General features: G+C 72.4%; 17 protein-coding genes and 2 pseudogenes. 11 read left to right on the top strand and 8 right to left on the bottom strand.

Annotation, left to right across the window (positions count from 1 at the left end):
• Nucleotides 1-22: 22 nt before the first annotated feature.
• The 4 genes and pseudogenes from ACWD4O_RS34340 to ACWD4O_RS34325 all read right to left on the bottom strand — a co-directional run.
• Nucleotides 23-1,027 (bottom strand): NAD(P)-dependent oxidoreductase, encoded by a 1,005-nt coding sequence (locus ACWD4O_RS34340; RefSeq protein WP_451285955.1) that lies wholly within the window; start codon nt 1,025-1,027, stop codon nt 23-25.
• Nucleotides 1,024-1,404: a carboxymuconolactone decarboxylase family protein gene (locus ACWD4O_RS34335; RefSeq protein ID WP_451286124.1), complete on the bottom strand. Its 381-nt coding sequence runs from the start codon at nt 1,402-1,404 to the stop codon at nt 1,024-1,026. The genes ACWD4O_RS34340 and ACWD4O_RS34335 overlap by 4 nt, the downstream gene beginning before the upstream one ends.
• A 128-nt stretch (nt 1,405-1,532) precedes the next feature.
• Nucleotides 1,533-1,775 (bottom strand): annotated as a pseudogene (locus tag ACWD4O_RS34330) (aldehyde dehydrogenase family protein); the annotation flags it as partial.
• Nucleotides 1,776-1,799: 24 nt separating this feature from the next.
• Nucleotides 1,800-2,019: pseudogene (locus tag ACWD4O_RS34325) on the bottom strand (aldehyde dehydrogenase family protein); the annotation flags it as partial.
• A 116-nt stretch (nt 2,020-2,135) separates the two neighbouring features.
• Here ACWD4O_RS34325 and ACWD4O_RS34320 point away from each other — a divergent pair.
• Genes ACWD4O_RS34320 through ACWD4O_RS34305 form a run of 4 tightly spaced genes read left to right on the top strand, consistent with a single transcriptional unit; the run spans nt 2,136 to nt 6,661 of the window.
• The gene (locus tag ACWD4O_RS34320) at nt 2,136-3,413 is read left to right on the top strand and encodes an aromatic ring-hydroxylating oxygenase subunit alpha (RefSeq protein WP_451285953.1); all 1,278 of its coding nucleotides are present in this window, start codon (nt 2,136-2,138) and stop codon (nt 3,411-3,413) included.
• 31 nt (nt 3,414-3,444) lie between these two features.
• Entirely contained in the window at nt 3,445-3,774 is a 330-nt protein-coding gene (locus tag ACWD4O_RS34315) for a hypothetical protein (RefSeq protein WP_451285951.1), read from the top strand.
• Nucleotides 3,774-5,039, top strand: a complete 1,266-nt coding sequence (locus ACWD4O_RS34310; protein ID WP_451285949.1) for an amidohydrolase family protein — start codon at nt 3,774-3,776, stop codon at nt 5,037-5,039. The genes ACWD4O_RS34315 and ACWD4O_RS34310 overlap by 1 nt, the downstream gene beginning before the upstream one ends.
• A gap of 23 nt (nt 5,040-5,062) precedes the next feature.
• The gene (locus ACWD4O_RS34305) at nt 5,063-6,661 is read left to right on the top strand and encodes a GMC family oxidoreductase (protein WP_451285947.1); all 1,599 of its coding nucleotides are present in this window, start codon (nt 5,063-5,065) and stop codon (nt 6,659-6,661) included.
• 64 nt (nt 6,662-6,725) lie between these two features.
• On the opposite strand, the gene ACWD4O_RS34300 is transcribed toward ACWD4O_RS34305, so the two are convergent.
• Genes ACWD4O_RS34300 through ACWD4O_RS34290 form a run of 3 tightly spaced genes read right to left on the bottom strand, consistent with a single transcriptional unit; the run spans nt 6,726 to nt 9,232 of the window.
• Nucleotides 6,726-7,460 carry an alpha/beta hydrolase fold domain-containing protein gene (locus ACWD4O_RS34300; protein WP_451285945.1) on the bottom strand — a complete coding sequence of 245 codons (735 nt, stop codon included), beginning with the start codon at nt 7,458-7,460 and terminating at the stop codon, nt 6,726-6,728.
• A complete protein-coding gene (locus ACWD4O_RS34295) occupies nt 7,450-8,169 on the bottom strand; it encodes an enoyl-CoA hydratase/isomerase family protein (RefSeq protein ID WP_451285943.1) in 720 nt (239 codons plus the stop codon). The genes ACWD4O_RS34300 and ACWD4O_RS34295 overlap by 11 nt, the downstream gene beginning before the upstream one ends.
• 1 nt (nt 8,170) lies before the next feature.
• On the bottom strand, nt 8,171-9,232 hold the full coding sequence (locus ACWD4O_RS34290; protein WP_451285941.1) for a 2Fe-2S iron-sulfur cluster-binding protein: 1,062 nt from the start codon (nt 9,230-9,232) through the stop codon (nt 8,171-8,173).
• Nucleotides 9,233-9,321: 89 nt separating this feature from the next.
• Here ACWD4O_RS34290 and ACWD4O_RS34285 point away from each other — a divergent pair, with 89 nt between their 5' ends.
• Genes ACWD4O_RS34285 through ACWD4O_RS34255 form a run of 7 tightly spaced genes read left to right on the top strand, consistent with a single transcriptional unit; the run spans nt 9,322 to nt 17,557 of the window.
• Nucleotides 9,322-10,884: an AMP-binding protein gene (locus ACWD4O_RS34285; protein WP_451285939.1), complete on the top strand. Its 1,563-nt coding sequence runs from the start codon at nt 9,322-9,324 to the stop codon at nt 10,882-10,884.
• Nucleotides 10,885-10,921: 37 nt separating this feature from the next.
• On the top strand, nt 10,922-12,100 hold the full coding sequence (locus ACWD4O_RS34280) for an amidohydrolase family protein (RefSeq protein ID WP_451285937.1): 1,179 nt from the start codon (nt 10,922-10,924) through the stop codon (nt 12,098-12,100).
• Nucleotides 12,101-12,108: 8 nt separating this feature from the next.
• Complete coding sequence (locus tag ACWD4O_RS34275) at nt 12,109-13,551, top strand: FadD3 family acyl-CoA ligase (protein WP_451285935.1); 1,443 nt, start codon at nt 12,109-12,111, stop codon at nt 13,549-13,551.
• Entirely contained in the window at nt 13,548-15,128 is a 1,581-nt protein-coding gene (locus ACWD4O_RS34270; RefSeq protein ID WP_451285933.1) for a methylmalonyl-CoA mutase family protein, read from the top strand. Before ACWD4O_RS34275 ends, ACWD4O_RS34270 begins: the two co-directional genes overlap by 4 nt.
• Nucleotides 15,128-15,565, top strand: a complete 438-nt coding sequence (locus ACWD4O_RS34265) for a cobalamin B12-binding domain-containing protein (RefSeq protein WP_451285931.1) — start codon at nt 15,128-15,130, stop codon at nt 15,563-15,565. The genes ACWD4O_RS34270 and ACWD4O_RS34265 overlap by 1 nt, the downstream gene beginning before the upstream one ends.
• A 1-nt stretch (nt 15,566) precedes the next feature.
• Nucleotides 15,567-16,523: an LLM class F420-dependent oxidoreductase gene (locus ACWD4O_RS34260; RefSeq protein WP_451285929.1), complete on the top strand. Its 957-nt coding sequence runs from the start codon at nt 15,567-15,569 to the stop codon at nt 16,521-16,523.
• The gene (locus ACWD4O_RS34255; protein ID WP_451285927.1) at nt 16,520-17,557 is read left to right on the top strand and encodes a CaiB/BaiF CoA transferase family protein; all 1,038 of its coding nucleotides are present in this window, start codon (nt 16,520-16,522) and stop codon (nt 17,555-17,557) included. The genes ACWD4O_RS34260 and ACWD4O_RS34255 overlap by 4 nt, the downstream gene beginning before the upstream one ends.
• Nucleotides 17,558-17,636: 79 nt before the next feature.
• On the opposite strand, the gene ACWD4O_RS34250 is transcribed toward ACWD4O_RS34255, so the two are convergent.
• Nucleotides 17,637-18,404 carry an SDR family NAD(P)-dependent oxidoreductase gene (locus tag ACWD4O_RS34250; RefSeq protein ID WP_451285925.1) on the bottom strand — a complete coding sequence of 256 codons (768 nt, stop codon included), beginning with the start codon at nt 18,402-18,404 and terminating at the stop codon, nt 17,637-17,639.
• Nucleotides 18,405-18,438 lie beyond the last annotated feature (34 nt).

Genomic DNA, 18,438 nt, shown 5'->3' with positions numbered 1-18,438 from the left:
TCGACCAGGACGGCGACGACCGCTACCCCGAGGTCGTCCGCGAGGCGTTGTCGGTGCTGCTGGGCGACTCCGAGCCGCCGACCGCCCCCGGAGTGCCGGCGGTGCCTGGAGTGTCGATGGTCTCCGAAGTGTCGGCCGTCTCCGAAGCGTCCGTGGTCTCCGAAGCGTCGGCCGTCTGCGAGGTTCCGGTGGTGAAGGGGTAGATGCGGGTGAAGTCCACGCCCGGCTGAGCCGTCGCGAACGCGCCCCACACCGCCTGCGTCACCTCGGCCAGCACCGTCGCACCGCCCAGCTCGGCCACCTCGCGCAGGTAGAGCCGTACGTCCTTCGCCATCAGCGTGTTGCTGAAACCGGAGGCGTAGCGGCCGGTCAGCACCTCGTCGGGGAACTTGTCGGCCGTCGCCGCGCTGCGCCCGCTGGAGGCGTTGAGGACCTCCAGCAGCACCGCCGGATCCAGTCCCGCGGACGTGCCGAACGCGACGGCCTCGCTGGTCGCGGCGAGCGCGGTGGCCGACAGGAAGTTGTTGGCGAGCTTCAGCGCCTGGGCCTGCCCGGGCCGGTCGCCGACCCGCCGCCGACGGTCGCTGAGCCCCGCCAGCACCGGCTCCACCCGCGCGCAGTCCGCCTCCGGGCCCGCGTACATGACCATCAGGGTGCGCCTGCGGGCGCCCGCCGCTCCGCCGGAGACCGGCGCGTCCACATACCCCAGGCCCATCGCGGCCAGCCGGCGGGCAGCCGACACGCCCACCGTGGAGGTGTCCACGACCTGCGTGACCCGGCGGTCGCGGACGGCCTTGAGGTCCCGTACCACCTGCTCGCAGACGTCTCCGTCGGGCAGGCTGAGCACGACGACGTCCACGGCGCGGGCGAGGTCGGTCGGGCCCAGGGCCCAGCGGGCGCCCAGCGGGGTGCGGGCCGGTCCAGCGGCGTCGTACGCCAGTACCTCGAAGCCCGCTTCGACCAGGTTCGCGGCGAGCGCGCCGCCCATGTTGCCCAGCCCGACGAAGCCGACGACCGGGCCGCTCAAACCGCCTCCCGCGCGGTGCGCACCTCGCGGATGGCAGAGCGGGCCGCGTTCCCGGCGGGGGCGCCGCAGTACGCGGTGATCTGGTACAGCAGCTCGTTCACCTCGTCGTCGCTCACCCCCGCGTTGACCGACGCCCGCAGATGGATGCGGAACTCGTCCATCCGGCCGGTCGCGGCCGTCATCGCCAGCACCAGCAGGCTGCGGTCCCGGTGGGTCAGCGGGCCGCCCCGCGCCCACACCCCCCAGGCCATGGCGGTCAGGTAGTCCTGGTAGTCGGGCGGCACGGGGTCCCCGGGCGGTGCGGTCCGTGAGCCGTCGTCGCCGATCATCTCGGCCCGGACCGCCCGTGCGGCCCGCTGCCGGTCGTCGTCGTACATCCGCTGTCTCCTTCTCGCCGGAATCGCGCCGAAGTCGCGCCGAGGTCGTGCCGAGGTCGCGCCGATGTTTCGCCGCTGTCTTGCCGATGTCTGCGGCTGTCCCACGGCTGTCCTGCCGGAGGTTCCTGCTACAAGTGCGCGCTGACGGTTTTGAGCTGTGCGTACTCGTGCAGGGCCGCCAGCCCCTTCTCCCGGCCGTAGCCGCTCTGCTTGTAGCCGCCGAACGGGGTCTCCACGGTCAACGGGCCGCCGTTGACGGCCACTTGACCGGCGTCGATGCGTTCGGCGAGCCGCAGTCCGCGGGCCAGGTCGCCGCTCCACACCGCGGCGACCAGCCCGTAGTCGGTGTCGTTGGCGAGGGCGAGCGCATGGGCCTCGTCGCAGGTCGGCGATCCGGTGCAGCACGGCGGCGCGGTCGGCGGGGGAGCGGTCGGCCCAGCCGTGCCGGGCCCGCTGCGCCGCGGACACGGCCCGGTCCACGTCGTCCGCGCCGCCGGCGGCGATCTCGTCGCCGCTCTCCCGGGTGGCGGGATCGAGGGTGGGCAGCCAGGTCCGGCCGGCCGGAGGCGCGTCCCGGCCGTCGATCCAGTGCTGGTGGCGGGCGGTCGAGGTCACCTGGGTCCTCCCTGGGCCATCGGTGAGAGCTGACCTGACGATAAGCGGAAACGGTATTCTCCTCAAGAGAGATCGCTGTTATCTTGGCGGTGTCAACCGACCGGAGGTTCCGTTCCATGGCGTACTTCCCCAAGCCCCCCGAGGGCAGCTGGACCGAGCACTTCAAGATCGACACCGAGCCGGTCTCCTACGCGGACTCGATCTCACCGGAGCACTACGAACGCGAACGGGACGCGATCTTCCGGCGGACCTGGCTGAATGTCGGACGGGTGGAGCAAGTCCCGCGCAAGGGCAGCTACTTCACCAAGGAGCTGGACGCCGCCCGCGCCTCCGTCATCGTGGTGCGCGGCACCGACGACAAGGTGCGCGCCTTCCACAACGTGTGCCGGCACCGGGGCAACAAGCTCGTCTGGGACGACTTCCCCCGCGCGGAGACCAAGGGCAACTGCCGCGCGTTCACCTGCAAGTACCACGCCTGGCGCTACGACCTGGAGGGCAAGCTCAGCTTCGTCCAGCAGGAGTCGGAGTTCTTCGGCCTGGACAAGTCGAGTTACGGACTGCTGCCGGTGCACACGGAGATCTGGGAAGGCTTCATCTTCGTCAACCTCGACCCGGACAACACCACGTCCCTCAAGGACTACCTCGGAAAGTTCGGCGCCGGCATCGAGGGCTACCCCTTCGACAAGCTCACCCAGGTGCACAAGTACCGGGCCGAGATCGGCAGCAACTGGAAGCTGTTCATCGACGCGTTCGCCGAGTTCTACCACGCGCCGATCCTGCACTCCGGCCAGTACGTCGCCGAAGAGGCCGCCAAGATCAAGAAGTACGGCTACGAGGCGCTGCACTACGACATCGACGGCCCGCACAGCATGGTCTCCTCCTGGGGCGGCATCGCCCCGCCGAAGGCCCGGGCCATGGTCAAGCCGATCGAACGGGCCCTGCGCAGCGGACTGTTCGGCGCCTGGGAGGAGCCCGACATCGGGCTGACCACCGAGCAGCTGCCGCCCGCGATCAACCCGACCCGCAGCAAGGTCTGGGGCATGGACTCCTTCGTCTTCTTCCCCAACTTCATGCTGCTGGTCTGGCGGCCCAACTGGGTGCTGACCTACCACTACTGGCCGACCTCGTACAACACGCACATCTTCGAGGGCACCGCCTACTTCGTGCCGCCGCAGAACGCCTTCCAGCGCCTCCAACAGGAGCTCGCGGTGGTGTCGTTCAAGGAGTACGGACTGCAGGACGGCAACACCCTGGAGGCCACCCAGACCATGCTGGAGTCGCGCACCCTGGAGCAGTTCCCGCTGTGCGACCAGGAGGTCCTGCTACGGCATCTGCACACCACCGCCCGGCAGTTCGTGGACGCGTACGCCAAGCAGCCGTCCACTGAGTCCTGAAGTCCAGCGAGCACAGAGGGAGATCCCGGATATGGCCAACGTCTTTCCCGCCGAGTTCGCCGAGCTCGAACCCTTTGCCGACTGGGCCCTCAAGGGCGAACGGGCCCGCTACGCGAAGCGGATCGGGTCCACGATGGAGGAGCTCCAGGCCTTCTACGACGTGGCGTTCCCGCTCCTGGAGCAGGGAACCACGTATCTGGAGGGGGTGAGTCTCGACGGCATCGGCGACGAGGACAAGCACCTGCTGTGGGCGTTCTGCTCACTCATCACCGTCGCCTTCCCGGTGGAGGCGTGGGGGCAGCCCCGCGTCCCGGACAGCGGCCCTTCCAGCATCGACGCCGTCGTCGAACCGGCCGTGTGATGGAACCGCCCCCCGAGACCCCGGTCCTGCTGCGGGCCGCCCGGCTCCTCGACGTCGACAAGGGCGAACTCGTCGAGCCGGGCGAGGTGCTGGTGGTCGGCGAGCGCATCGCCGAGGTGGGCCGGCCGGCCCGGCTCCCCGAGGGCACGGCTCTCCGCGAGCTCGGGGACGTCACGCTGCTGCCCGGCCTGATGGACATGGAGGTCAACCTCTTCCTCGGCGGCCCCGACCACCGCAGCCCGCTCATCCCGGTCCAGGAGGACCCCGCGCTGCGGACCCTGCGCGCCGTCGCCAACGCCCGCCGCACCCTCCACCGCGGCTACACGACCGTCCGCAACCTCGGGCTGTTCGTGCAGACCGGCGGGGTGCTGCTGGACGTCGCGCTGAAGAAGGCGATCGACCTGGGGTGGGTGGAGGGCCCGCGGATCGTGCCCGCCGGGCACGCCATTGCGCCCACCGGCGGACACCTCGACCCGACCATGTTCCAGGCGTTCGCGCCGGGCGTGCTGCCGTTGACGGTTGAGGAGGGGATTGCCGACGGGGTCGCCGAGGTGCGCAGGGCCGTCCGGTACCAGCTCAAGTACGGGGCGCAGGTCATCAAGGTGTGCGCGTCCAACGGGGTCATGTCGCACACCGGGCCGGCCGGCGCCCAGCAGTACTCCGACGAAGAGCTGCGGGCCGTCGTCGACGAGGCGCACCGGGCCGGCGTGAAGGTCGCCGCGCACTGCATGGGGGACTCGGCGATCCGGGCCGCCGTCGAGGCCGGCGTCGACTGCATCGAGCACGGCTTCCTGGCGAGCGACGCCACCCTCGACCTGATGGTGGAGCGCGGCACCTTCCTCGTCGCGACCACCTACCTGACCGAGGGCATGAACACCGCCCACGCCGACCCCGCGCTCCGGGCCAAGGCGGCCGACGTCTTCCCGCGCGCCCGGGAGTCCACGGCGCGCGCGATCCGACGCGGCGTCAAGGTCGCGCTCGGCACCGACGCTCCCGCGATCCCGCACGGCAGGGGCGCCAAGGAGCTCCTCGCCCTGGTCGACCGCGGTATGCGGCCGGTGGACGCGCTGCGCGCCGCCACGGTCGTGGCGGCCGATCTGATCGACGCCGAGGACCGGGGACGGCTGCGGGCGGGACTTCTCGCGGACATCGTCGCCGTCCCCGGCGACCCGCTCTCCGACCTGTCCGTGACCGAGCGGGTGTCCTTCGTGATGAAGGGCGGCCGGGTGGTCCGGGACGACACGGGGAGCGTCCCGGCAGGCTGACAACGAAAAAAGAGGTGTCGGCGATGTACGACTACGTGATTGTGGGCGCGGGCTCGGCGGGCTGTGTCCTGGCGAACAGGCTCTCGCGCGATCCCGGCGCACGGGTGCTGCTCGTCGAGGCGGGCGGCCCCGGCCGGCACCCGTATCTGCGGATCCCCAAGGGCGTCGGGAAGCTCTTCGGCGACCCCGCCTACTCCTGGCACTACCGCACCCGCCCCCTGCGGGAGGGCGGCAACCCGGAGGTGTGGGTGCGCGGCAAGGTGCTGGGCGGGTCCAGCGCCGTCAACGGCATGGTCTACAACCGGGGGAGCCGCGCCGACTGGGACGCACTGGAAGGGCTCGGCAACCCCGGGTGGGGCTGGGACGCCGTCCTGCCTGCCTTCCGCGCCCTGGAGGACAACGCCCTGGGCGCCACCGCCACCCGCGGCGCCGGCGGCCCCCTGCATGTGTCGGGGGTGCGCGATCCGGATCCGCTGTGCGACGAACTCGTCGCCACCGGCGAGGCGTTCGGGCTGCGGGCGGTCACCGACGTGAACGAGGAGGACGGCGAGCGCATCGGCTACGCGATGGCCACCATCAAGGCCGGGCAGCGCTTCAGCTCGGCCCGCGCCTTCCTCCGTCCGGCCCGCTCCCGGCCCAACCTGACCGTCGCACCGAACACGACCGCCGTCCGGGTCCTGTTCGACGGCGACAAGGCCGTCGGCGTACGGGTCCGGACGGCCGCAGGGCACGAGGAGGACGTCCGGGCCGGCCGCGAGGTCGTCCTCAGCCTCGGCAGCCTCGCCACGCCCAAGCTGCTCCAGCTGTCCGGCATCGGCCCCGCCGAGGTGCTCCGCGCGGCCGGGGTCGACGTCCGCCTCGACCGGCCGAACGTCGGCGCGCACTTGCGTGAACACCGGTGCCTGGCCCTGCGGTTCCGGCTCAACGCCCCGCTCGGCGCCAACCGCCTCCTGGCCACGCCGGCCGCCCAGGCCCGCTCCGGAGCCGGCTACCTCCTCACCCGCAGGGGCCCGCTGGCCCGGCCCGCCTACGACGTGATCGGCTTCCTGAAGACCCGTCCCGGACTGGCCCGCCCCGACGCCGAGGTGCTGCTCGCACCCTGGTCCCTGGACGCGCTCGTGCCCGGGAGACCGGCGGGCGTGGAGCGGGAGCCCGGGATCTCCGCATGCGCCATGGTGCTGCGGCCCACGTCGGAAGGGGTGCTGGCGATCACCTCGGCGGACCCGGACGGCGGCCTCGACATCGACCCCGGCTACTGGAGCTCGGCCCACGACCGGGAGACGGGCGCGGCGCTCTTCCGGCGGCTGCGGGAGTTCTTCGCCCTCGATCCGGTCGCCTCGCGGATCAGACGGGAGACGTTCCCCGGCCCGGCGGTCACCTCCGACGAGGAGATCCTGCGGTCCTCGCTCGACGGCGGATACTGCGGTTTCCACGCGATCGGCACCTGCGCGATGGGCTCCGCCCCGGAGGACGTGACCGACGCCCGGCTGCGGGTGCGCGGGGTCGACGGGCTGCGGGTCGTCGACGCGTCCGTGCTGCCCGCGATGGTCGCCGGGAACCTGAACGGGCCGGTGATGGCGCTGGCCTGGCGGGCGGCGGAACTCGTCCTCGAGGACGCCTGACCCGGGACGGGACAGGACGGGCAGGGAGCGCCCTCCAGGCACCCCCTGCCCGTCCTGTCCGTCGTCAGCCCGAGTGCGTGACCAGCCCGTTCGGGCACCACACCCGCAGGAAGTCCGCCGCCGCCCCCACGTGCCGCATCCCCTGGGCCGACGCGTCCTCGTAGACCCGCAGGTCCACCGCCACCCCCGAGTGGGCGGCGCGCGTCGCGAACGACAGCGCGTCGTCCAGCAGGACCTCGGTGCCGGCCGCGTGCAGCTGGATCGGCGGCAGCCCGTGCAGGTTGCCGTGCAGCGGGCTGAGCAGCGGATTGCTCCGGGACTCGGGCCCCGCGTACGCGGCCGCCCGCAGCGGCAGCGACTCCGCGTCCACCGTGCGGTCGGCGGCGGCGTTGAGCAGCAGGCTCGGGGCCTCCAGCGTGAAGTCCAGCAGCGGGGAGACGAGCACCGCGCAGGTGGGCGGCGGCGCGCCCTCGTCGCGCAGCCGCAGCAGCAGCCCGGCCGCCAGCGCCCCGCCGAGCCGCTTGCCGGTCACCGCCACCGCGCCGCCCCGGGCCCGGCAGTGCTCCCAGGCGGCGTACACGTCGTCGAGCGCCTGCGGGAACCGCGGCCGGTAGCGGGCGCAGACCACGGCGAACCCGGTGGCGCGCGCCAGTTCGCGCGCGGTGGGCAGGGCGTCCTGCACCGTGCCCGCGAGCCGCGGGTCCCCGTGCAGATACAGCACCGTCTGCTCCACGGCTGCGCGGTCGGGACGCACCTCCGGCCCGAACGGACCTTCCTCGACACGGACTTCACCTGCCACGGGACATCACCCTCTCGGCCGCTTCCCAGTGCTCTTCGGCCACCCACAGCCGGGCGAAGGCCGCGGCGGCCTCCTCCGGCGTTCGCCTGCGGGTGGTCAGGTTCTTGATCTCGCGGGCCTGCGCGGTGGCCAGACCGCGTGCCGACTCCCGCCAGGCGTCGGCGAATCCGGCGCGCGGCAGGACGACGTCGACCAGGCCCAGCCGCTCGGCCTCGGCCGCGTCCAGCACCCGCCCGGTGCCGGCCAGCAGCAGCGCCCGCCCCGGACCCACCAGCCGGGCCAGCCGCTCGGCCCCGCCCCAGGCCGGCACGATGGCCAGCCGGGACTGGTTGAAGCCGATGCGGACGTCGGCGGCGGCGATCCGGATGTCGGCGGCGACCGCCACCTCCGCGCCGCCGCCCAGCGCGTGCCCGTTGAGCGCCGCGACGACCGGACCGGGGAAGGCGGCGATCCGGTCGCAGACCGCGCGCATCCGCAGCGCCATCGCGGACGCCTCCGGCTCGGTGCGCAGCCGGGCCAGCTCCTTGAGGTCGCCGCCGGAGACGAAGGCCTTCTCGCCCGCCCCGGTCACCGCCAGCGCGAGCGCCCCGTCGGCCGCGTCCAGGGCCTTCTCCAGCTCGGCCATGGTGGCGAGGTCGACGGCGTTGCGGGCGTGCGGGCGGTCGATCGTGATGACGGCGAGGCCGTCCTCCAGCTCCAGTTCAACCATGTCAGTCCTCGTACTCCACGGTCACGTCGGATGAGGTCGGCTCGGCCTGGCAGGTGAGCACATACCCTTCGGCGACCTCGTCGGCGTCGAGGGCGTTGTTCACCCGCATCTTGGCCTCCCCCACGGTGAGCCGGGCCATGCAGGTGGCGCAGTCCCCCGACTCGCAGGAGAACGGCGGCGTGAAGCCGGCCCGGCGGGCGCTCTGCAGCAGGGTCTCGCCGGAGCGCCGCGGCACCGAACGCCGCCGACCTCGCAGGACGACGGTGACGGCGCCGCCGGTCACCGGCTGCGGAGCGGCGGATTCCGGGCCGTTCACGGTGCCGTTCACGGCGCTGTTCGCCGTGCCGTTCACCGGGGTGAACCGCTCGACGAAGATCCGCTCCTCGGCGATCCCGTGGGCGGACAGCGTCTCCTCGACCAGCGCCATGAACGGCTCCGGTCCGCACAGGTAGAAGTCGGCCCGACGGTCGGCCCGACTGCCGGCCCGACCGTCGGCCCGGCCGTCCGCCAGCTCCCGGATCCGCTCCGCCGTGACCAGGCCGTCGCGGTCGTCGAGGTGGTGGTGCAGGGCGAGCCGCCCGGGATGGCGGTCCGCCAGCGCGTCCAGTTCGGCGCGGAAGATCGCGCCCGGCGCGTCCCGGTGGGCGGCCAGTACGCGCACGGGCCGGCCGGTCGTCGCCAGCGCGCTCTTGACCAGGGAGAACACGGGGGTGATCCCGCTGCCCCCGGCGAACGCGACGAGCGGCCCGCCGCCCGGGTCGGGGCGCAGACAGAAGGCGCCGCTCGGCCGGGTGGCCTCCAGCACGTCCCCCGGCCGCAGCTCGTCGTGCATCCAGCCGGACACCAGCCCGCCCGGCACCCGCTTGACGGTCACACACAGCTCGCCGTCCGTGTCGGGCGAGGACGACATCGAGTAGCTGCGCAGGGTCCCGCGCACCCGGAAGGTGAGGAACTGCCCGGCTCGGTAAGGGAAGTCGGCGTCGAGGGCGAACGTGCGCACATCCGGCGTCTCGTCGACGATCCGGGTGATCCGTACCGGATGGAAGCCATGGTCGCGTGCCATGTATGGAACTTACCTTCTCGCTGTGCGAGAGTGCAATTCTCGTACCGGTGCGAGTGAGGAGCCGAGACTCGAGTGAGGAGAGCCGTCGCATGCACACGATTCCCCCCGGCGCCCTGCGGATCGTTCCCCCCGAGCTGACCAAGCGCTACGAGGCGGAGGGCTGGTGGACCGACGAGACCCTCGGCGACCTGCTGAGCGCGGGGCTGGCGACGGCCGGCGGCACGGAGTTCCGCGTGCACTCCGAAGTGCGCCCCTGGTCGGGCACGTTCGCCGAGGTGGAGCGGGTGGCGCGGCGGCTCGCCGGCGGACTGCGCGAGCGCGGCGTCGGCCCCGGCGACGTGGTCGTCATGCAGCTGCCCAACTGGATGGAGGCGGCGGCCGTGTTCTGGGCCGCCGCCTTCCTCGGCGCGGTGGTGGTGCCGGTGGTCCACTTCTACGGGCCCAAGGAGGTCGGCTACATCGTCGAGGCCACCCGCCCCAAGGCGTTCTTCGCCGCCGAGCGCTTCGGACGCCTGGAGTTCCGCCCGGAGCTGTGCGCCTCCGTGCCCGTCGTGGGCGTGGTCGGCCGGGACTTCGACGAACTGCTCGCCGACGAGCCGATGCCCGGCGTCCTCCCGGTCGACCCGGCCGCCCCCGCCCTGATCGCCTTCACCTCCGGCACCACCCGCGACCCCAAGGGGGTGATCCACAGCCATCGCACCCTCGGCTTCGAGACCCGCCAGCTGGCCGCGAGCTACCCGCCCGACCGCGGCCGGCAGTTCACGGTCGCCCCGGTCGGTCACTTCATCGGCATGGTCAACGCCTTCCTCATCCCGGTCCTCGACGCCTGTCCGGTCAACCTCGGCGACACCTGGAACCCCGCGCAGGCGCTCGCGCTGACGAAGGACGAGGGCCTCACCGTCGGCGGCGGGGCGACGTACTACATGACGAGCCTGCTCGACCATCCCGACTGCACGCCCGAGCACATCGCCCGCATGCGCTACGCCGGCCTCGGCGGCGCGTCCGTCGCCTCCGCCGTGACGACCCGTCTGGAGGACCTGGGGATCCGGGTGTTCAGGGCGTACGGCTCCACCGAGCACCCCTCCGTGACCTGCACGCCCTACGACGGCCCGGCCGCCAAGCGCCTGCACACGGACGGACTCCCGCTGCCCGGCGTGGAGTTGAGACTCGCCGAGGACGGCGAGATCCTCACCCGCGGCCCCGACCTCTGTCTCGGCTACACCGACCCGGCGCTGACCGCGGCCGCCTTCGACGAGGCCGGCTGGTACCGGACCGGGGACATCGGCGTCGTGGATGCCGAAGGCTGGCTGTCGATCACCGACCGCAAGGCCGACGTCATCATCCGCGGCGGCGAGAACATCAGCGCCCTGGAGGTCGAGGAGGTCCTGCTGGGCCTGCCCGGCGTCGCGGAGGCCGCGGTCGTCGGCGCGCCCGATCCGCGCCTCGGGGAGCGGGCCGCGGCCGTGCTGCGGATGCTCCCGGGCTGGACGGCCCCGGGCCTGCCGGAGGTGCGGCTGCACTTCCAACGGGCCGGTCTCGCCCGGCAGAAGTGGCCGGAGCAGGTGCGCGTCGTCGACGACTTTCCGCGGACCCCCAGCGGCAAGGTAAAGAAGTTTGTTCTTCGTGACAGCATTGCCACTACCCGTAAGTGAGAATACGATTCTCGCGATCGGTGAAGGAGGATCTCCCATGCCCTCTCGCGACGTCGCGTATCCGCTGTTCGACGCGGACAACCACCTCTACGAGACGCAGGAAGCGCTCACCAGGTATCTCCCCAAGGAGTACGACGGGGCGATCGAGTACGTGAACGTCCGTGGCCGCACGAAGATCGCGATCCGTGGACAGATCAGCGAGTACATCCCGAACCCCACCTTCGACGTGGTCGCCCGCCCGGGCGCCATGGAGGAGTACTTCAAGGTCGGCAACCCGACCGGCAAGACCCGCCGGGAGATCTTCGGCGAGCCGATGCGCGCGATCCCCGCCTTCCGCGAGCCGGCCCCGCGGCTGGAGCTGATGGACGAGCTCGGCATCCGGCGCAGCCTGATGTTCCCGACCCTCGCCAGTCTCATCGAGGAGCGGATGAAGGACGACCCGGAGCTGATCCACGCGGTCATCCACGCCCTCAACCAGTGGCTCCACGAGACCTGGGGCTTCGCCTACAAGGACCGCATCTACACGGTCCCCGTCATCACGCTCCCGATCGTCGAGAAGGCGATCGACGAGCTGAACTGGGTCGTGGAGCGCGGCGCCCGGGCGATCCTGATCCGCCCGGCCCCCGTCCCCGGCTTCGGCGGCACCCGCTCCTTCGCCCTGCCGGAGTTCGACCCGTTCTGGAAGCGGGTGGTGGAGACCGGCGTCCTGGTCGCGCTGCACTCCTCCGACAGCGGCTACGCGACCTACGCAGGCGACTGGGAGGGCAACAAGCGGGAGTTCCTGCCCTTCAAGCCCAACGCGTTCCGGCAGGTCCACGAGTGGCGGCCGATCGAGGACGCGGTGACCTCGCTGATCTGCCACGGCGCGCTCACCCGCTTCCCGGAGCTGAAGATCGCCGTCATCGAGAACGGCGCCTCCTGGGTGGGGCCGGTGCTCGGCAGCCTGGCCGACGTCTACAAGAAGATGCCGCACGAGTTCCGGGAGGACCCCGTCCAGGTCCTCCGCCGGAACATCCACATCAGCCCGTTCTGGGAGGAGGACATGGCCGCCCTCGGCGATCTCATCGGCATCGAGCGCGTCCTGTTCGGCTCCGACTACCCCCACCCCGAGGGCCTCGCCGACCCGCTCACCTACGTCGACCACCTGGTCAAGCTGTCCGAGGAGGACCAGGCGAAGGTCATGGGCGGCAACCTGGCCCGGCTGATCGACGGTTGAGGATCGCGATGAACACGACCGCGCGGTGGCACAGCATCCCGGAGCTGGTGCGCAGCGCCGCGAGCCGCTTCGGCGACGCCGAGGCCGTCGTCGACGGCGACCGGCGGCTGACCTTCGCCGAACTGGCCGAACAGGTCCGGCGCACCGCGGGGGCGTTCGCCTCGGCGGGCATCGGACCGGGCGACCGGGTCGCGCTGTGGGCGCCCAACTCCGCCGAGTGGATCGTCGCCGCGTTCGGTCTCCTCACCGCCGGCGGGGTGCTCGTTCCGGTGAACACCCGGTTCCGCGACGAGGAGGCGCACGACATCGTCGTCCGCAGCGGGGCGAAGGCCCTCCTCGTCCAGAACGGCTTCCTGGACCGGGAGTTCACCGGCCCGCCCGGCGTCCCGGTCGTCGACCTGAAGACCGACGGCTTCCTCGGCTCGGGCGAGCCGCTGGAGCGCGAGGTCGGCGAGGACGACCTGGCCGACATCATCTTCACCTCCGGCACGACCGGCCGGCCCAAGGGGGTGATGACCACCCACGGCCAGACCCTGCGAGGCTACGAGGAGTGGTGCCGGCTGGCGCAACTGCGCGCCGGTGACCGCTACTTGATCGTCAACCCGTTCTTCCACATCTTCGGCTACAAGGCGGGCCTGGTCGCGTCGATGATCCGGGGCGCGACGGTCCTGCCGCTGGCGGTGTTCGACGTCGAACGGGTGCTGGAGCTGGTGGAGAAGGAGCGGGTGACGGTCCTGCCGGGCCCGCCGACCCTCTACCACTCCCTCCTGGCGGCGGCCGGCGGCCGGGACCTGTCCTCGCTGCGGGTCGCGGTCACCGGCTCCGCCGACATCCCGGTGGAGCTGGTCCGGCGGATCACCGCCGAGCTGCCGTTCAGCCATCTCATGACCGGCTACGGCCTCACCGAGGCCGGCACCGTCACGGCCTCCCGCCCCGGCGACCCGTACGAGGCCGTCGCCGGCACCGTCGGCCGCCCCTGCGAGGGCTTCGAGATCCGCCTCGCCGACGACGCGGAGGTCCTCGTCCGGGGCTACGGCGTCATGCGCGGCTACCTCGACGATCCCGCCGCCACGGCCGAGGCGATCGACCCCGACGGCTGGCTGCACACCGGCGATCTCGGCGAGCTGGACGCGCAGGGCAGGCTGCGGATCGTCGGCCGCAAGAAGGACATGTTCGTCGTCGGCGGCTTCAACGCCTACCCGGCCGAGATCGAGGGCTTCTTGCTGAAGCATCCGGCCGTCGCCCAGGTCGCCGTCATCGGAGTCCCCGACGAACGGCTCGGCCAGGTCGGCAAGGCGTTCGTGGTGCCGAGCGGCGAGGTGAGCGAGGCCGAACTGATCGCCTGGGCCCGCGAACGGATGGCCGGCTTCAAGGCGCCCCGGCAGATCGAGTTCCGTACCGAACTGCCGCTGAACGCCACCGGCAAGGTGATGAAGGACCAGCTGTCATGACGACCGACGACCCCCGCACCGCATCCGGCATCCCCCTCAAGCCGGTCTACGGCCCCGCCGACCTCCGCTGCGGACCGCCGGGCCCCGGCGACTACCCCTTCACCCGCGGCAACTACCCCACCGGGTACCGGGGTCGCACCTGGACCCTGCGCCAGTACTCCGGGTTCGGCACCCCGGAGGAGTCCAACCGCCGCTACCGCTACCTCCTCGACCAGGGCGGCACGGGCCTGTCGGTCGCGCTCGACCTGCCCACCCAGTGCGGCTACGACTCCGACGACCCCGAGTACGGCGACGAGGTCGGCCGGGTCGGCGTCGCCATCGACACCCTCGCCGACGCCGAGATCCTCTTCGACGCGATCCCGCTGGACCGCACCAGCACCAGCTTCACCATCAACGGCACGGCCGCCATCCTGCTCGCCCTCTATGTCGCCGCGGCCGAGAAGCGGGGCATCCCGCGCGCGCAGCTCACCGGCACCATCCAGAACGACATCCTCAAGGAGTACGCCTCCCGGGGTACCTGGATCTGGCCGCCCGAGCCCTCGCTGCGGCTCATCGCCGACACCATCGAGTTCTGCGCCGCCGAGGTGCCCCGCTTCAACGCGATCTCCGTCGCCGGCGCGCACTTCCGCGACGCGGGCGCCAACGCCGTGCAGGAGATGGCGTTCACGCTCGCCGACGGGGTGACGTACTGCGAGACCGTCCTGGCCCGCGGCCGGATGACCGTCGACGAGTTCGCCCCGCAGATCTCCTTCTTCTTCTACACCCACGGCGAGTTCTTCGAAGAGGTCGCCAAGTACCGTGCCGGGCGGCGGCGTTGGGCCACCATCGTGCGCGAGCGGTTCGGCGCGAAGACCGACAAGGCGTGCATGTTCCGCTTCGGCTGCGTGGCGGGCGGCGCCTCGCTGTACGCGCCGCAGGCCCGCAACAACACCGTCCGCGTGGCCTACGAGGCGCTCGCCTCCGTGCTCGGCGGGGTGCAGTCGATGTTCACCGCGGCCTGGGACGAGCCGTTCGCGCTGCCCAGCGAGGAGTCGGCGACGCTCGCCCTGCGCACCCAGCAGATCCTGGCCCACGAGACGGGCGTCACGAAGGTCGCCGACCCGCTCGGCGGCTCGTACTTCGTCGAGGCCCTCACCGACGCCACCGAGGAGCGCATCGAGCACATCATGGCCGACCTGGAGCGCCACGGCGGCATGGTCCGCTGCATCGAGGACGGCTATCTCCAGGGCCTGATCGCCGACGAGGCGTGGCGGCTGCACCAGGAGGTCGACTCGGGCGAGCGCCCGGTCGTCGGCGTCAACCGCTTCACGGTCGACGAGCCCCCGCCCGATCTCGCCGCCTACGAACTCGACGCCGACGGCCGCGAACGCCAGCTGAAACGCCTCGCGCGCGTGAAGGCGGAGCGTGACGCCTCCGAAGTGCGGGCCCGGCTCGCGGAGTTGAAGCGCGCTGCCGAAGGAGACGCGAACCTGATGCACCCGTTGATCGCCTGCGCCGACGCCTACTGCACGGTGGGCGAGATGGCCGACGCCCTGCGCGCGGTGTGGGGCGAGTTCCGGCAGCCGGTGGTGTTCTGATGGAGCGTCAAAAAGCGTCGCCGGTGCGGGCCCCGGTACGGGTTCTCGTGGCGAAGCCGGGCCTGGACGGGCATGACCGCGGGGCGAAGCTCGTCGCCCGCGGCCTGCGCGACGCCGGCTTCGAGGTGGTCTTCACGGGCATCCGCCGCCGCGTGGACGACATCGCCGCCACCGCAGTCCAGGAGGACGTGGCCCTGGTCGGCCTGTCCATCCTCTCCGGCGCGCATCTCGCGCTCACCCGCCGCACGGTGGAGGCGCTGCGCGCGGCCGGGGGCGACGACATCCCCGTCGTCGTCGGCGGCACCATCCCCGCCGGTGACGTGCCCAAGCTGCGCGCGGCGGGAGCGGCCGCCGTGTACCCGACGGGGACTTCGCTGGACGACATCGTCGCGGACATCCGTGACCTCACCGCGGGCATCGCCGCAGGACGGGACTGACATGCGAGTCGGAGTGATGAGCGGCCCCGAGCGGGGCGACGCCGTGCACAAGGCGGCGCGGATGGTCGACGACGCCCGCTGGGCCGAGGAGGCCGGCTTCGACACCGTGTGGGTGCCGCAGGTGCCCACCGACTTCGACGCGCTGACCGCCGTCTCCCTGATGGGACAGGCCACTTCGCGCATCGAACTCGGCACGGCGGTCGTCCCCGTGCACGCCCAGCACCCCGTCGCGCTCGCCCGGCAGGCGCTGTCGGCGCAGGCGGCGGCGGGCGGCCGGCTCGCCCTCGGCGTGGGCGCCTCGCACCACTGGATCGTGCGCGACATGCTCGGCATCCCCTACGACAAGCCGGCCGCCTACACCCGCGCCTATCTGGAGGTGCTGGGCGAGGCGGTGAGCGGGGCGCGTTCGGTGGACGTCGAGAACGAACTCTTCCAGGTGCACAATCCACTGACCATCGCCCCGATCACCCGACTACCCGTACTTATGGCGGCACTCGGCCCGGTGATGCTGCGGATCGCGGGGGAGCGCACCGACGGCACCATCCTGTGGATGGCGGACGAGCGGACGGTCGCCGAGCACGTCGTGCCGACCATCGCCAAGGCGGCGGACGGGGCGGGCCGCCCGGCTCCGCGCGTCGTCGCGGGCATCCCGGTCTGCCTCTGCGCCCCGCACGAGGTGGACGCGGCCCGCGAACGCGCCAACCGCATCCTCGGCGAGGCCGAGATCTCGCCCAACTACCAGCGGCTGCTGGACCGCGGCGACGCGAGAGACGTCGGCGACCTGTGCGCGGCGGGCGACGAGTCGGCGATCACGGCCCGTTTCCGGAGTTTCGCCGACGCCGGCGTCACCGACCTCTCGATCCGGCTCCTGCCCATCGGCGACGGCCGCGACGAGCTCATCGCGTCGAAACTGCGCACCCGGGAGGCCGTGGCGGCGATCGCGGCGACCTTCCGATGACCGGCCCCCTGGCGGGTCTGCGGATCCTGGAGGTCGGCCACATTCTCGCCGGCCCGTACGCCACGATGCTGCTGGCCGACCTCGGGGCGACCGTCACCAAGGTGGAACCCCCCGGCGGCGACCTCTCCCGCCAGGTCTCGGACGCCTACTTCGCCAGCCTCAACAGGGGCAAGCGCTCGGTGCGCGTGGACCTGGCGACGGCGCGGGGCCAGGACCGGCTGCACACCCTGGTCCGCGACGCGGACGCCCTGCTGGTCAACCTCAAGCCCTCGGCCGTCCACCGCTTCGGCCTCACCTACGAGGCCCTGCGCCCGCACAACGAACGGCTGGTCTGCGTGGCCCTGACCGGCTGGGGCATGACGGCGGGTGACGATCCGGCCTTCGACTACGTGATCCAGGCGGCGACCGGCATCGCCGCGCTCACCGGCGACCCCGACGGTCCGCCCCTGCTCCCCGGCTACTCCTCGGCCGACAACTCGGCAGGTCTCGCAGCCGCGTTGGGCCTCCTCGCCCAGGTGGTCTCCGGCCGGGGCGGCCAGATCGAGGTCTCCCTGCGGGACGTCATGCTCTCCCAGCTCAACTACCACGCGGCCGCCTGGCTGAACGAAGGCCAGGCCCCCCGCCGCCTGGGCGGCGCCCACGCCTACTACGTCCCCGCCCAGCTCTTCCCCACCGCGGACGGCCATCTGGCCCTCTTCATCACCCACGACGCCTTCTGGCAGGCCTTCGCCGCCGAGGCCGGCATCGAGGGCCACGCCACGATGGCCGAGCGAGCGGCCCACCGCGCGGAGGTCGTCGCGACGGTGACCAAGGCCCTGGCCGCGGACACCGCGACCGGCTGGGAGACCCGCCTACGCCCCCTGCGGGTCCCGGCCGCAGCCGTACGCACCCTCCCGGAGGCCCTGGCGGCCGCCCCCGAGGCGGTGGTGGACGCGGCCGGCCACCGCCTGGTCGCCAGCCCGTTCCGCATCCCCGGCCACGAGCCGACGTACGGCCCGCCGCCCGCACTCGGCGGGCACGGCGACTACGCCTGAGAAACCCCGAGGGCGACGACGTGGACGCCGAGCCCCGGCAGCACCCGGCGCCCGGCGCTCCACCGTTCCCGCCGCCGCCCTACGGCATCCCGCCGTCCACCCGCAGGGTCGCCCCGGTCGTGTAGGACGACGCGTCCGAGACGAGGTAGAGCGCGGCGCCCACGACTTCCCTCGGGGCGCCGATGCGCTGGAGGGCGTGGGGGCGGACGCCCTCGGCGAGGGCGTCCGGGTTCTCCTGCCAGCCCCGGGTGGCCCAGGTGGCGAAGGGGCCGCACATCAGGGTGTTGACGCGGACGGTCGGGCCGAGCGCCTGCGCCAGGCCCTCCGTCAGCGCGTTGAGGCCCGCCTTCGCCGCCGCGTACGGAACGATCGCCGGGCGTGGGCGGATCGAGCCGGTGGAGCTGACGTTGACGATCGTGCCGCCGCCGGCCTCGGCCATCCGGGCGCCCGCGAGGACCGACAGCCGGAACGGGCCCTTGAGATTGAGGTCCAGGACCGAGTCGAACATCTTCTCCGTGACGGCGGTGAGGTCGTCGTAGACCGGGGACATCCCCGCGTTGTTGACCAGCGCGTCCAGCCGGCCGAAGCGGTCGTACACCGTGTCGACCAGGCCGGGCAGCTCGTCCCAGCGGCCCACGTGGACGGCGTACGGGAGGGCCGCCCGGCCCGTCTCCTTCTCGATCTCCCGGCTCACGTCCGCGCAGGCGTCGTACCTGCGGCTGGCGACCACGACATCGGCGCCGCAGTGCGCGGCGCCGAACGCGACGGCCCGCCCCAGTCCCCGGCTGCCGCCGGTGACGAGCACCACCCGGCCGGTGAGGTCGAACAGCTCGTCCGCGTATCCCATCACGCCTCCTGGAGCGTTCTCCCGAGTGAGAGTA

Source organism: Streptomyces sp. NPDC002623 (genome assembly GCF_053592635.1).
The sequence above is the reverse complement of the archived record's forward strand: the minus strand, read 5'-3'. Positions and strand labels throughout refer to the sequence as shown.